We start from the raw sequence: 13205 nt of genomic DNA, 5'->3' as shown, positions 1-13205 counted from the left end.
ACGATGTCGGTGGCTGTTTGGTTCGGGGTAGCGTCACGGGGATGACGGGTGCTCTCGACGGGATCAGGGTGCTGGAACTGGGCACCCTGATCGCTGGGCCTTTTGCGGGTCGGCTACTGGGGGATATGGGCGCCGAGGTGCTCAAGATCGAGCCGCCCGGCTCGCCGGACCCGTTGCGCACGTGGGGGCAGGCCGAGGTTGACGGGCACCATGTGTTCTGGACGGTGCATGCCCGCAATAAGAAGGCCATCACGTTGGATCTGCGTACCGAGGCCGGGCGCGGGCTATTCCTTGATCTCGTCGAGAAGTCGGATGTGATCGTCGAGAACTTTCGGCCCGGCACCCTGGAGAAATGGGGGCTGGGCTACGACGTACTGACTCAGCGCAACAAGGGCATCATCCTGGTTCGGGTCTCCGGCTACGGACAGACCGGTCCTGATGCGCATAAAGCGGGGTACGCATCGGTCGCGGAGGCCGCCAGCGGCCTACGACATCTCAACGGCTTCCCCGGCGGACCGCCGCCGCGGATGGCACTCTCGATCGGTGACACCCTGGCCGGGATGTTCGCAGCACAGGGCGCCTTGGCCGCTCTCTACCGGCGGACTGTCACCGGAACCGGGCAGGTGGTCGACGCGGCATTGACCGAAAGTTGTTTAGCAGTACAGGAATCCACCATCCCGGACTACGACGTGGGTGGGGTGGTACGGGGCCCGTCGGGTACCCGGCTGGAGGGGATTGCCCCGTCGAACATCTACCAGGCAGCCGATGGCAGCTGGGTGGTGATCGCCGCCAACCAGGACACGGTGTTCCGTAGGTTGTGCGAGGCAATGGAACAATCAGAGCTGAGCTCCGATGAGCGATTCGTGAATCATGTTGCCCGCGGACGCAATCAGGACGAGCTCGACGCGATCATCGCCGACTGGGCGCTGCAGCGAAAGCCTGCCGACATCATCGAGGTGCTCAGTGCCGCCGGAGTGATCGCCGGTCCCATCAACACAGTCGCCGACGTGGTCCAGGACCCCCAGCTCAAGGCGCGGGAGATGCTCGTCGAGCATTTCGACGAACGACTCGGTCGGTCGGTGCTGGGACCGGGTGTGGTCCCGGTGCTCTCGGAGTCGCCGGGCAGCGTCCGGAACGCGGGCCCGGCGCGGCCCGGACAGCACAACGAGGAGGTCTACGTGGGGCTGCTAGGTAGGAGCGCCGCGGATATCGAGAGCCTTCGCGCCGAGGGGGTGCTGTGAGTCTGCCCGCCCATGTCACCATTCGAGAGGTGCTGCTGCGCGACGGTCTGCAGCTTGAGGCGCCGATTCCGTTGGCGGACAAGCTGAAACTGCTGGACGCGATCGCGGCGACGGGGGTACGTGAGGTGGAGGCCACCGCGTTCGTGTCACCCTCCAAGCTGCCGGCGCTCGCCGACGCCGCCGAATTAGCGGCCGAGCTGGGCAACTACCCGGATATCGAGTTCTCCGCGCTCGTTGCCAGTCCCAATGGCGCCAAACGTGCCATTGCCGCGGGGCTGACTTCAATCGAGTACGTCGTTTCGGCGGCCGACGGCCACAGCCGCGCCAATGTCGGCAGCACCAGTGCGGAGGCCACCGCCCGCATTGAGGAAATCGTCGCACTCGCGCATGATGTGGGTGCGACCGTGGAGGTCATCGTGGCCTGCTCGTGGGACTGCCCGTTCGACGGCCCCACCCCCGAACATCAAGTGCTCGAAATCCTGGGTCAGGCCCGCGATTGGGGCGTCGATCGCTTTGCCCTGGCCGATACCATCGGCACCACGACTCCGCGCCGGGTGGCGAATCTTGTTGCTGCGGTGTGGCCCATAGTCGACGGCGCACCGTTGGGTGCGCACTTCCACAACACTCGGGGATCGGGCCTGGCCAGCGCATACGCCGCCGTGCAGGCCGGGGTGACGCGGCTGGATTCCTCGATCGGCGGGCTTGGCGGCTGTCCCTTTGCGCCCGGTGCGACCGGCAACATCGCCACCGAGGATCTGGTGTACCTGTTGCGGGACAGTGGAATCGGCGTGGATGTCGATCTATCTGCTGCGATCGATGCCGCGCGGCTCGTGCAAGCGGTGGTGGGGCATGAGATTCCCAGCGCCTTGCTGCGCGCGGGAGATCGGCTGTCTGGATAGCCAGAAAGAATTCTCCGCAGGCCATTCTCAACGGTCGGGTGGTGGACTAGCATTCGACCGACCACAGGTCAGTTGCTGGACTTTTGTTTAGTAACGGGTTGGGCCTGCGTGTTTGGGTGATATTCAAGGAGGAATATGTCCACACACCTATGGATTGGGACAGCGGTGGGTCTGATGATCCTCGGCGGCCTACTTACGGTGGCGGCGCTATATGTGCTGTCCTACAGCGATAAAGGTCCCCGGCGATATGAGCTGACGGCGACCGGCCCGAATTATTTCGAAGAGACGGCTCCCTTCGCCGTGACCGCTGAGGTCGGCGTACCCGGTCCCATCGAGCGGGTGTGGAATCAGGTGGAAGAGGGTGGATACCTGGGGGTCATCCCGTTCGTGTCCTGCCCACAGCGTTCGGGAGATCGGCTGGCAACCCGGACTCCCGTGCTCGCGTTCTCCGAGAAGGTCGTGCGCAGTGAGGAAGGCCGCGAATTGGTGGCGATGGGGACGGGTGCCTCATTGCCGCCCATCTTTATCAAGTCGTTCGCTCAGCGCTGGGAGCTAGCCCCCGAAGGGAATCAGGTGCTAGTGCGGTGGACCATTGCCATCACTCCACGGTGGTGCGCATGGATCCCGCTGCGGTGGATGGCATTTATCGCGCGGCCGTTCCTGCGGACCGTGATGCTCCAAGCGATCCGCTAACGCGAACCCGCCGCAACCACCTCATTCGCAAGGAGTACAGGCCCTGTAACCAGGCCGCTGAACATGGTGGCGATGGTGTCGGCGACCTCGACCATCGTGACCGCGGGATCCTCGGATTCGGCGATGACGCTGTTGGCCGCGACGAAGATCGTCATGAGCATCCGTGCAGCCATCGATGTATGCACCCCGGCTTTGAGTTCACCGCGTTGTTCCAGCGCTTCCATGAGTTTGACCATCGGTGGCAGCACGATCGTTTCGTCGATATGGCGGTAGGTCTCCTCGCCCAGGACCATCGGCGCCTGGCGCATGAGTTCCCGGTACGTACTGTCGTTGAGCGATCGTGACAAGTAGACCCAGGCGGAGGCGGCGGCGACTTGCGGGCCGTTGGCTCCCGGCCTGTCCAGGCGGTGGATGGCGGTGGTGACGGTGTCGGCGGTCTCGGTCAGGCATTCGGTGAGCAGCGCGGTGAACATCGCCTGTTTATCGGAGAAGTGGTAGTAGAACGTGCCCTTACTGACTTCGATGCTGCTGACGATGTCGTCGACGGTCACGTTGTTGTATCCGGTGGTGGTGAAATGCCGGCGTGCGGAGTCCAGGAGGTCCGAACGGGTCTGTTCTGCGTACATCTGCCGCCGGGTAGCCATGCAGGCAGTTTAGTCAGAAGCCGACCGGAAGTCAGTTTCTGAACAGAGATTGTTCCTTACCAGACCAATCGGGCGAGGTAGGTCTGTGCATATCGCCGCACCGCCGCGGTATCGGTGATATCGAGGACGCCCGCACGGTTGGTGAGCAGTGAACCGACCAGGCGCACAAGGATTTCCGAGACCGCGAGCGCCGCATCGTCGGGCATTGTCGCACCGCTGTACCGAAGGGTCGAGGCGACCAGCGCGCTGGCGCGGTCGATGGCCTTCTCGCCCGAGGGTGTGTTGAGCCCGATGACCAGCTCGGGTTCGTTCTCGATGATGGTGCTGGCCAGCTGACTTTCGGTGATAAGCCGCATGGCCAGCGTGAAGCATTCGACGATGGCGCCCGCGGCGTCCTGGCCCTGTGCGGCAGGAGCCAGCTGGGTGAAGATCCCGAGGCTCTCGGTTTCGATGAGATGCTCGAAGAGCGCCTCCTTGGTGGGGAAGCGGCGGTAGAGGGTCCGTCGGCTCACCCCGGCGCGGCGTGCGATGGCGTCCATATTGGCGCGGCGCATGCCGTGTCGTTCGAACTCGGTGCGCGCGGCATCCAGCACGGCGTCGGCGGGCGGGGCGCTTGTCACCCCCTGAGTATTCGCCTCCTCGCGCAAGCTGCTCATCGGTGTGTGTTCTATGCCGCCCGGTTGTGCAGCGGGCGGGGGTCCACTCCCTCACGCTTCCAGGCCTCCGCGGCCCACGGCAGGTACAGGGCGCGTACCGGCAGCTTGTTGAACACCGGGTTCAACGCACGCATGACCTTGGCGAAACGCTGAAAACTGCGTTCCTTCTTGTCGTTCCACTCCAGGCGGCAGACGGCCTGCATCTGTGGCGGGAGCGTTCCGACGATCACCGTCCGGATGAAGGCGTTCAGCGGGGCAGACAACACCCGCCACATCGGTGCCGGAATCTGCTTGGGCCCGGGCACGCCCTGCCGGATGTAGCCCGTCGCGTAGAGGATGGTCTTGGTCGGCACGAACCGGTCGAACATGCCCTCCATGTAGGTGACGAACTCGTCGTAGGTCTGTGGCTGGTTGCGGGCGCTGACGCCGTAGAGGCGGTACCAGACCTTGCTCTCCTCGAAGATCTCCACCTTCTCCTCGTAGGACAGCCGGCGGACGAACGTATCGGTGATGTACAGCACCTGATCGACGAATGTCGCATGCGCCCAGTAGAAGAGCTCGGGGTTGAGGGCGTGGTAGCGCGTGCCGTCGCTGATAGTCCCACTGATGGGCTTGTGGAAATCCCGCACCGTCCGACCCCACTTTTGTGGGTCCGCGGAGTAGACCGTTTTCATGATGGGCGGGCCGGAACGGCGGGCCCGGCCGAGGGTGTCACTGAAGATCACCGAGTGGTCTTCGACGGCCTTGCCCAGCTGCTCGATGCAATTCTCGGTGCCGGCCAGCCGCTGGAAACCCAGGACCCCCCGGATATCGCCGTAGAACTTCCAAACCAGCGAATCCGCGCCCAGTCGGGGTGTCTCGACGGACGGGTCCGCTCCATCGTCGACGGGCATGGGGATTGCCTCGCGTAGTCCTTCGTCCAGGCTGACGGGGCGAGTGATGGCGCTCTGATCGACCATAACGCCAGACTAGCTCAATGGCACAAAAGTGCGCAACTGTGCCAAGGCTCAGTCGGTGAAGTCGATGCGCACCGAGACGGGTGTCGTCTCCAGTGCCTTGACGACGCGTGCGCCGACCGCCCCAAACTTGCGGCCCCGCGCGACGACATCGTCATCGGGTCGGAATTGGGCTATGCCGGTGCGCCACCGTTTTCCCTGCTTCAGCCGGACATTCGGGTTTGCGGCGATATTGCTGCCCCAGCCCGAGCGGGTGCCGTGCTGGCTGATGACCCAGGCACCGGTCGCATCGAACTGGACCGAGACGGGGACCCGTCGCAATTGCCCGGTCTTGCGGCCCGTGGTCTCCAGCTCGGAGGCCAGCGCCGTGCGCAGGCCGAGCTTCGTCAGGGCAGCGACAGCGGGATTCAGCAGGTATCGCCCCATGGCGCGCTCCCGGCGAAACTTGCGCAGCGTCTTGTCCGTCATGAACTTCTCCTTCTACGAAAGGCGTCGACACCATTGTTCTTAAGGAGCCGCAGCGCGGTGATCCAGGGGCCGACGGTGGGATCGGGGTCTGTGCCCGCACCCAGGCGGTGCAGTTGGGTGTTATGCCACTGGAGTTCCAGTGCGCTGAGGAATGACTTCGCCCTGCCGGTTCTCGCCAGCCATGCCGGCATCGGGAGGGACGCATCTGGGACGGTGAGCGTGTTCTGACGCGCGGTGAGCAGGCGGTCGGCGGACTCCGGGTTGACGGTGGTGGGACGCCCGAGTCCCACGACATCGCAATCACGCGATTGGACGGCTTCTGACATGGCGGTTCCTGTGCGGAACCCTCCCGTCACTGCCAGTGGCACATCGGCGGCGGCCTCGCGGGCAGTGCGGGCGTACTCCAGGAAGTAGGCCTCACGGGCCTGGGTCGACGCCGATGTCACCAGCGGGCGGCCCTCCATAGCCGGGGATTCGTAAGTACCGCCGCTGATTTCGATCAGGTCGATCTCCTCGGAGGCGAGTGCCGCGATGACTGCGCGCGACTCTTCCTCGGTGAAGCCTCCGCGCTGGAAGTCCGCGGAGTTGAGTTTGATGGCCACCGAGAACCCAGGGCTCACTGCGGCGCGGGTGCGCCGGACAACTTCGAGAACGAAGCGCATCCGGCGCTCGGGGTCACCGCCCCACCGGTCGGTGCGCTGGTTGGTGCGCGGCGACAGGAACTGTGCGACGAGGTAGCCGTGTGCGCCGTGGATTTGCACACCGTCGAATCCGGCGGCGTCGGCTATCGACGCCGTGGTGGCGTACCGGTCGATGATATTCTCGATCTCGTCGTCGGTGAGCTCGCGGGGCGCCTGCCACCCAGGGACGTTCATCTTGATGGCAGACGGCGCCACCGGCTGGGATGCGGTCGCCAGCGGGTTGGCTTGTCTGCCCGGATGATTGACCTGCATCCAGATCAGGCCGCCGCCGTCCTTGGTCGACTTGGCCCACCGGGACAGGCCGTCGAGATGCCTGTCGTCCTCGATGACCACGTTCCCCGGCTCGCCCAGGTGGCTGCGGTCGACCATCACATTGCCGGTCACGACGAGGCCGAATCCGCCGGTGCCCCAGCGGCGGTACAACTCGACGAGCCGATGGTCCGGGCCCTGGGACATATCGCCGAGCCCCTCGCTGAGAGCCGACTTCATGAGCCGATTGCGCAGAACCTGGCCTGAGGCCAAGGGAAGGGGATCGTGTAGGTCTACCACGCGGACGACGGTAGTACACCGATCGGTATACTGCAATATCTCGGTTATCTACCCACGTCGGAGGCGTCTGAGTAGACTGAGCGGTATAGTTAACACCTGACAAGTTTGGAGGCAGGCGGGATGTCGGCACGTGACACCTTGATCACCAGCGTGACTGGTTTGGTGCGGCGCAGGGGCGTCGCGGGAACTGGTCTCAACGCGCTGCTCGAGGACAGCGGTGTCTCGCGGCGGACCATCTACCTGAACTTCCCGGGCGGTAAGCAGGAGCTGGTCGCCGAGGCGACTCGTCTCGCGGGACAAGCGCTCACGGACATCATCAAGACGGCCGGCGACGGGATTGACCCGGTGCGGGGGATTCAGATGTTTATCGAGCTATGGAAGGCGCAACTCGGCGAGACCGAGATGCAGGCCGGTTGCCCGATCGTCGCTGCTGTGTTGGGGCGCACCGAGGCGCCTAAGGCAGCCGAGGTGGCTGCCGAGGCGTTCCGGGATTGGCAGGCGCTTCTTGCCGGACGGCTGGAGAACCACGGGGTGGGCGCGGATACCGCGCGCTCACTGGCGAGAACGATGATCGCCGCGATCGAAGGCGCGGTGATCATGTCGATTGCGGAGCAGTCGACCGAGACACTCGACGATGTCGGGCAACGTTTGGCGGAGCTTGTGCGGTTGTACGTCCCGTCCGAATCCACCGCCTAACCTTCACTCGCCGGCCCCGGCAGCTCTAGCCCGCCCTGCCCACTCCCGTGATCAGCGGTAGATCCAGCGTCGTGCGGATACCGGCATCGGCCGCGACGACGGCCGGGACCGCGTTGACCACACGCATCGCGGTCGCGATCAGGTTCGCGTAGTTATGATCGCCGTGCGCGCTGAACGAGCCCAAATCCAAGATGTAGCTGGGCTCCCCGGTGATCTCGACGCGGTAGGTGCCGCCTTCGTGTGCGGGCTGAGGCCAGTCCGGCGCCAGATCCTCGCGCAGGCGGGTGAAATGCTCGAGGACCGTCACGGCCTTGCCGTCCTTCATGCCGCGCACCTCGAAATGTAGTGCCGCCATGGTGCCGGCCGGGATATGTCCCGAGGAGATCTCGAAATCCTCCGGGGCGGATAGCTTTTCGTACATCTCGATGACTTCGTCCAACTCGATGCCGAGGCCCTTCGCGAGCTGACGCACCACCGAACCCCAGGCCAGGGACAACACGCCCGGCTGCAGCAGCATCGGCGTCTCGTCCATCGGCTTGCCGAATCCCATGACGTCGAACATCACCGTCGCGCTGTCATAGGTCGCGTAGTCGACAACCTCGATACAGCGCACCTCGTCGATGCGCTGGCAGGTGCCCATCAGCGCGAGCGGCAGCAGATCGTTGGCGAATCCGGGATCGATACCGCCGACGAAGATCGACGAATTACCTTCCCGTGCCGCGGTTTCAATGGGTTCAAGCATGTTCTCGGGCAGGACGCCCCACGGGTACTGCAGGAACACCGGAGCGCTGGCGGCGATATTGATACCGGCCGCCAGAATCGAGCGCTGGTCTTCGAGAGCTTCCATCAACCGGTTGTCGGTCATCGCCGTGTAGACAACACAGTCGGGCTTGAGCGCGAGGATCTCCGCGGCGTCGTTGGTTGCGGTGACCCCGGTGGTGATGTCGAGCCCGGCGAGCTCGCCCGCATCCTTACCGGCCTTGTCCGGTCCGGAAACCCATACGCCGACGAGTTCCATGTTCGGATCGGTGATCACCCCGGCAAGCGCATGCCGGCCGACATTGCCTGTGCCCCATACGGCCACACGTGCCTTGCTCATGACAGGTCCGGAAGCGGGATGTCGAGGTTGGGGGCGATCAGGCCACCGTCGACCTCGAGAATCTTGCCGGTGAGAAAGCTGCCGGCAGGTGATGCGAGATAGAGCGCGGCCGCGGCGATATCGGTCGGATCGCCCAACCGATGCAGGGGGGTGTTCTTCTCCAACGTCCCACGCACTTCGTCATTGCTCGCGACGATTTCCAATGCCGAGGTGAGGATGGATCCGGGGGCGATGCCGTTGACACGAATCCGCGGGCTCAGATCCATTGCCGCGGTGCGCGTGTAGTGAGCGAGTGCGCCCTTGGCCGTGCAGTATCCGAGGAAGGCCCGCCCGGGTAGGCGGCCCATGGTGGACGTGATGTTGATGACCGACGCGTTGTCCGACTTGAGTAGGTGTGGCACGGCGGCACGCACCAGCGCATGCCCGTTGAGGACATTGAAGGAGAAGGCCTCGGCGAGATCCTCATTGGTGGTGTCCAGGAAGGGTTTCGGCATGGTGCCACCCACGTTGTTGACGACGATGTCGAGTCGCCCGAACCGGCCGACGGCCTTCTGTGCCAGGGAAGCGGACGCTTCGGTATCGGAGAGGTCGGCGACGACGACCTCCGCCTGACGTCCCGTCGCCTCCACCTTCTCGGCGACCTCCCGCAGCTGGGATTCGGTGCGCGAGGCGATGACCACATCGGCGCCCGCCTGCGCAAAGGCCACGGCGATCGCCGCACCGAGTCCGCGGCCCGCCCCGGTAACGACCGCGACGTTGCCGTCGAGCCTGAATCGGTCCAGAATCATCTCTACCTCCGTGTCGAATATTCGACTACCTTGGGGCGAATAGTCGATGCACTGTAGACCTGGACCTCGCATCGCGCAAGAGGGGAGTACCCATGCCGGCCATCTCACCGCCGACTGCTCGCGTCGTGCAGATCGTGGAAATGCTTGCTGCCACAACCCAACCCAAGTCGATTAGTGAGATCGCCACGACCACTGGTATTTCTCGGGCCACCGCGACCGCGGTGGTGAACGAGCTGGAGGTCGCGGGGTGGGTGGCGCGTGACGATGAGCTTCGGTATCGCATTGGATCGGCTCTCCCACGCGCGGTTGACACCGCCATGCCTCGGGAGATTCAGGAAATGCTCGCCCGAATCGCGGTAGAGGCGCAGGCGGGAGCGACCGTCAGCCGAATCAGTGCGAAGACGTTGACGATCGTCGCCAAGGCGCAGGCCGGTCGCAGGGCCGTCGCCGGATTTGCGGTCGGCCAGACCATTCCGCTGGCATTTCCCGCGGGTTCGGCGGTCATGCCGTGGCGCTCCTCCGACGAACGGTCACAGTGGCTCGGTACTGCTCGTCGACTGAGTGCGCGTTCCGGTCAGCGCCTCGTACAGCAGGTTTCCGACTGCGGATACGTGGTCTACGGCCCCGATCACGATGACACCGGGATGGTTGACCTGCTCTCGGACTTGCTCGGTTCGGTGGGCTCGGAGGTGATGGAGGCGGCTCTGCGAGAACGGCTGCTGCGACAGCTGTCCCGGCTCACCTCGCGTCCCTATTCGCGCGGCGAACTGGGATCCGACGATGTGCTCCCGATCAGTTATCTGGCGGCGCCGATCTTCGAGGGTGCCGATGCCACGTATGAACTTCAGCTGGGCCCGCTGCTGCCCGGTGCGACTCGCGCCGAGCGGGAAGCCCTCATCACGACGCTGACGCGAGGGGCGCGGGAACTTTCGGAATTGTTGAACTAGCCCGCCGTGACGACGGGGACGCCCTCGGACGGTTGCACGATGACGAACCCCTGACCCTGGAACGAAACCTGGAGGGCCTCGCCCGAGCCGCGGCCGATGAGGGCACCGGCCTTGAAGCTTGTCTTGAGTTGGGTCTGCAGGTTCGCCGACCAGGCCACCACCGCATTGGTGTCGGCGAAGGTCGGCGCCTCGGCGGCGTTGAGGACGACAGGCGGACCGTCGGTGGTCAACGCGACCCAACCGGTGCCACGCAGTGTCGTGTTGAACAGACCGCCCGTCACCATGCTGGCGCCCTTTACCCGTTCGATGTTCCAGTTCAGTCCCGCGGAGAAGGCCAACACGTTCTTACCGCTGATCGACAGACCTGCGTTGTTCAGATTCAGCAGGTGCACATCGAAGGCGCGCTCGGCAAGGAACACATCGCCTTGGCCCGAGCACCGCATCAGCGGCAGGCCCTCGCCGGTCAGTGCCTTCTTGAGGAACTTGGCCGCACCGCCGCCCTCGAACGAGAAGTCGACATTGCCCTGGTAGGCGACCATCGACCCCTGGCGTGCCAGGAACGGCTCGCCGAGCCGTACGCGCAGCAGCTTCGCGTTCTGGTTGGAGATCGGTGTGGCCTCGTTCTCGCTGAACCGTCCGTCCACCAATTCTCCGGTGATGCCGGAGAATCCGTCGCCGACGGCCTGCGCCGCTGCCGCCGGTTGTGCCGGCGCCTGCTGGGTGACCTGTGGCCCGGCCGGTGCGGGGCCGCCCAGCGGAGCCGCACTGACCTTGCCCTGGTGTGCGACTTGATCCGTCCAGCGCTGGCCGTCATGCCAGCGGAATTCGAATCGTCCGTCGGGGTCGGGTTGCCAGCTTCCGGGGTTCGGAGTCGTCATGACAACCAAGCTAGCGGTGTTCGCTTAAGGGCGTCGTTCGATCAGGAACGTTGTTCGATCAGGATTGTGGGGACCGCCAGCCCCGGATCTTTGACGGTGGCAACCCGTGTTCCGGGCTTGTGGCCGTCTCGGATATCGCTGAGCGTGACATCGGCCGCCGTCAGACGGGCATACGAGGCGTCGATATCGGCGGTGCGCCAGGCGATTCCCCACAGCGAGTCGGGTCCGGCGGGGTCGGCTGCCTCGTCGGTGCGGAGTACAACCTCAACCACCAGGCCCGCGCACCGGAAGAACAATTGGTGGACACCCCAGGGCTGCAAGCGATCCAAACGCAGGTCAAATCCGAGCCGTCCGCACAGCGTCGCGATGATCCTGTCGCGGTTGGGGGAGATCAGCACCAGGTGATCAATCTGGCCGCTCTCGGGGGCTGACCGTGCGGGCGCGTCCGGTCGTTCAGTCAATCCCAGGGTGAGTCCGTCGGCCTGTCCCGTCGCGAGGTCTCCGCGAGAAGTCAGCGAGAGGCCGCGGCGTTCGAGGATCCGAGCATTGGACGATAGGTCCTCGACACGAAACAGTATCCCGGGGTGCGGTGCCCATTCGGGGAGCCCGAGGTAGAGCTGGGGGTGCGGAGTTTCGGTGCCGAGCAGCCGCGAGTAGGCGGCCTTTGCGTCAGCGAGATTTGGAACGTCCAGAAGCACCGAGTCCAGTTCGGTGATCATCAGAGCATTTCCTCCCTGCCGGACCGAAGTCCGCTTATGCATACTGGTGGTGTGCGCTTTCAGCTTCTCGACATTGTCTTCTACCTACCAAACCCCACGACGGGGGCGTTGACGCCCGCCGCCGACCGACTGAACCGCGTGGTCGAGACTGCGGTACTGGCCGAGAGCCTGGGCTTCGACTCCTTCGCGGTCGGGGAACGGCATGCGGGAGACGTGCTCTCCTCGGCTCCGACCGTGCTGCTGGGTGCGCTGGCCGCCGCCACCGACCGAATCCTGTTATCGACCGGCGTTACGGTGCTGTCCCTGCTGGACCCGGTGCGCGCCGCCGAGGACTTCGCCACCATCGACCAGCTGAGCCGCGGTCGCCTGGAGATCGTCATCGGGAAGGGCAATGAGGACCGGCAGTACCCGTTGATGGGACTCGATATCGCCAAGCAGTACGAGTACCTGCAGGAGAACTACGAGCTATTGCGTCGACTCCTTCGTGAGGAACACGTCGACTGGACGGGGGTGCACCGGCATCCGCTTACCGACGCCACCACGCTGCCCCGGCCGTACGACGGACCGTTCCGGATCTGGCATGGGTCGGCGACCTCGACGTTCGCCGTCGAACTCGCCGCCAAGTGGGGTGACCCGATCGTCACCGCAAATGCCCTGCAGCCCAAGGAGAACTACAAGGTTCTCATCGACAGGTATCGCGAGCTTTACGCGGAGAACGGGCACGACCCGGCGCAGCTGTACGTGGGCGCAGGATCGGGTGGCCTCTATCTGGCAGATACAACCGAACAGGCCATCGCGCAGTACCGGCCGATCTACGAGGCCAGGCTGGCGCAGATGGCCAAGCTCAAGGACCATCCGAAGGCCGTCGGCAAGTTTCCGTCCTTCGAATCCATCGAGGACGCGGCCGATCGGGGGCCGGTGCTGGCCGGATCGCCGGAACGGGTGGCCGAGAAGATCGTGGAGTGGCATGACGCCTTCGGTCACGAGTTCCAATCGATCTCGCTGAGTCCCGAGGCCGATTTCGAGGAACAGAAGGACACCCTGCACCGATTCGCCGAAGAGGTTGTCCCGCTGGTGAGAGCAGAGGTTACGTCGACGCTGTGGGGTACGCAGGACACGCAGCGGGCCAAGGGATTTACCGCGTCCTGAGCCCAAGCCTCACCGAAGAGCGCGCCGGTTGTGGCCGACTGCGCGGCAATCCGATTTGGCACGCCATAGTGGCGCTGACGGGCTCGTTCTTGCCCAAAACTAGAACATGTTCTAACGTCGAG

General features: G+C 64.6%; 15 protein-coding genes. 6 read left to right on the top strand and 9 right to left on the bottom strand.

What is annotated here, in order from left to right; all coding sequences use genetic code 11:
• Positions 1 to 41: 41 nt before the first annotated feature.
• The 3 genes from AB0H22_RS07810 (at position 42) to AB0H22_RS07800 (ending at position 2833) form a co-directional block, all read left to right on the top strand.
• On the top strand, positions 42 to 1241 hold the full coding sequence (locus AB0H22_RS07810) for a CoA transferase (RefSeq protein ID WP_180749400.1): 1200 nt from the start codon (positions 42 to 44) through the stop codon (positions 1239 to 1241).
• A complete protein-coding gene (locus AB0H22_RS07805) occupies positions 1238 to 2140 on the top strand; it encodes a hydroxymethylglutaryl-CoA lyase (protein WP_358145828.1) in 903 nt (300 codons plus the stop codon). Before AB0H22_RS07810 ends, AB0H22_RS07805 begins: the two co-directional genes overlap by 4 nt.
• 135 nt (positions 2141 to 2275) lie before the next feature.
• Entirely contained in the window at positions 2276 to 2833 is a 558-nt protein-coding gene (locus AB0H22_RS07800; RefSeq protein ID WP_180749398.1) for an SRPBCC family protein, read from the top strand.
• On the opposite strand, the gene AB0H22_RS07795 is transcribed toward AB0H22_RS07800, so the two are convergent.
• From AB0H22_RS07795 to AB0H22_RS07775, 5 genes are all read right to left on the bottom strand, one after another.
• A complete protein-coding gene (locus AB0H22_RS07795; RefSeq protein ID WP_358146152.1) occupies positions 2830 to 3459 on the bottom strand; it encodes a TetR/AcrR family transcriptional regulator in 630 nt (209 codons plus the stop codon). The genes AB0H22_RS07800 and AB0H22_RS07795 overlap by 4 nt on opposite strands.
• A gap of 74 nt (positions 3460 to 3533) precedes the next feature.
• Positions 3534 to 4133 carry a helix-turn-helix domain-containing protein gene (locus AB0H22_RS07790; RefSeq protein ID WP_180749397.1) on the bottom strand — a complete coding sequence of 200 codons (600 nt, stop codon included), beginning with the start codon at positions 4131 to 4133 and terminating at the stop codon, positions 3534 to 3536.
• Positions 4134 to 4144: 11 nt separating this feature from the next.
• Positions 4145 to 5092 (bottom strand): oxygenase MpaB family protein, encoded by a 948-nt coding sequence (locus AB0H22_RS07785; protein WP_180749396.1) that lies wholly within the window; start codon positions 5090 to 5092, stop codon positions 4145 to 4147.
• A 48-nt stretch (positions 5093 to 5140) separates the two neighbouring features.
• Positions 5141 to 5557, bottom strand: a complete 417-nt coding sequence (locus tag AB0H22_RS07780) for a nitroreductase family deazaflavin-dependent oxidoreductase (RefSeq protein WP_180749395.1) — start codon at positions 5555 to 5557, stop codon at positions 5141 to 5143.
• On the bottom strand, positions 5554 to 6807 hold the full coding sequence (locus AB0H22_RS07775; RefSeq protein ID WP_180749394.1) for an NADH:flavin oxidoreductase/NADH oxidase family protein: 1254 nt from the start codon (positions 6805 to 6807) through the stop codon (positions 5554 to 5556). The genes AB0H22_RS07780 and AB0H22_RS07775 overlap by 4 nt, the downstream gene beginning before the upstream one ends.
• Positions 6808 to 6927: 120 nt before the next feature.
• On the opposite strand from AB0H22_RS07775, the gene AB0H22_RS07770 reads away from it, so the two are divergent.
• Entirely contained in the window at positions 6928 to 7503 is a 576-nt protein-coding gene (locus AB0H22_RS07770; protein ID WP_180749393.1) for a TetR/AcrR family transcriptional regulator, read from the top strand.
• A 25-nt stretch (positions 7504 to 7528) separates the two neighbouring features.
• Here AB0H22_RS07770 and AB0H22_RS07765 read toward each other — a convergent pair whose 3' ends face one another.
• Both AB0H22_RS07765 and AB0H22_RS07760 read right to left on the bottom strand, forming a co-directional pair.
• A complete protein-coding gene (locus AB0H22_RS07765) occupies positions 7529 to 8602 on the bottom strand; it encodes a diacylglycerol kinase (RefSeq protein ID WP_358145823.1) in 1074 nt (357 codons plus the stop codon).
• Entirely contained in the window at positions 8599 to 9390 is a 792-nt protein-coding gene (locus tag AB0H22_RS07760) for an SDR family oxidoreductase (protein WP_358145821.1), read from the bottom strand. Before AB0H22_RS07760 ends, AB0H22_RS07765 begins: the two co-directional genes overlap by 4 nt.
• Before the next feature lie 92 nt (positions 9391 to 9482).
• Here AB0H22_RS07760 and AB0H22_RS07755 point away from each other — a divergent pair, with 92 nt between their 5' ends.
• The gene (locus AB0H22_RS07755) at positions 9483 to 10337 is read left to right on the top strand and encodes a helix-turn-helix domain-containing protein (protein ID WP_358145819.1); all 855 of its coding nucleotides are present in this window, start codon (positions 9483 to 9485) and stop codon (positions 10335 to 10337) included.
• Here the strand turns inward: AB0H22_RS07755 and AB0H22_RS07750 are convergent.
• Both AB0H22_RS07750 and AB0H22_RS07745 read right to left on the bottom strand, forming a co-directional pair.
• Positions 10334 to 11215 (bottom strand): AIM24 family protein, encoded by an 882-nt coding sequence (locus AB0H22_RS07750; RefSeq protein WP_358145817.1) that lies wholly within the window; start codon positions 11213 to 11215, stop codon positions 10334 to 10336. The genes AB0H22_RS07755 and AB0H22_RS07750 overlap by 4 nt on opposite strands.
• A 41-nt stretch (positions 11216 to 11256) precedes the next feature.
• Positions 11257 to 11934 carry a VOC family protein gene (locus tag AB0H22_RS07745; protein WP_358145815.1) on the bottom strand — a complete coding sequence of 226 codons (678 nt, stop codon included), beginning with the start codon at positions 11932 to 11934 and terminating at the stop codon, positions 11257 to 11259.
• Positions 11935 to 11985: 51 nt separating this feature from the next.
• Here AB0H22_RS07745 and AB0H22_RS07740 point away from each other — a divergent pair, with 51 nt between their 5' ends.
• Positions 11986 to 13083 carry an LLM class flavin-dependent oxidoreductase gene (locus AB0H22_RS07740; RefSeq protein ID WP_358145813.1) on the top strand — a complete coding sequence of 366 codons (1098 nt, stop codon included), beginning with the start codon at positions 11986 to 11988 and terminating at the stop codon, positions 13081 to 13083.
• The last annotated feature ends 122 nt before the right edge of the window (positions 13084 to 13205 follow it).

Origin of the sequence: Mycobacterium sp. NPDC050853 (assembly GCF_040653875.1) — a bacterium.
In the GTDB taxonomy this organism is placed as follows: domain Bacteria; phylum Actinomycetota; class Actinomycetes; order Mycobacteriales; family Mycobacteriaceae; genus Mycobacterium.
The sequence above is the reverse complement of the archived record's forward strand: the minus strand, read 5'-3'. Positions and strand labels throughout refer to the sequence as shown.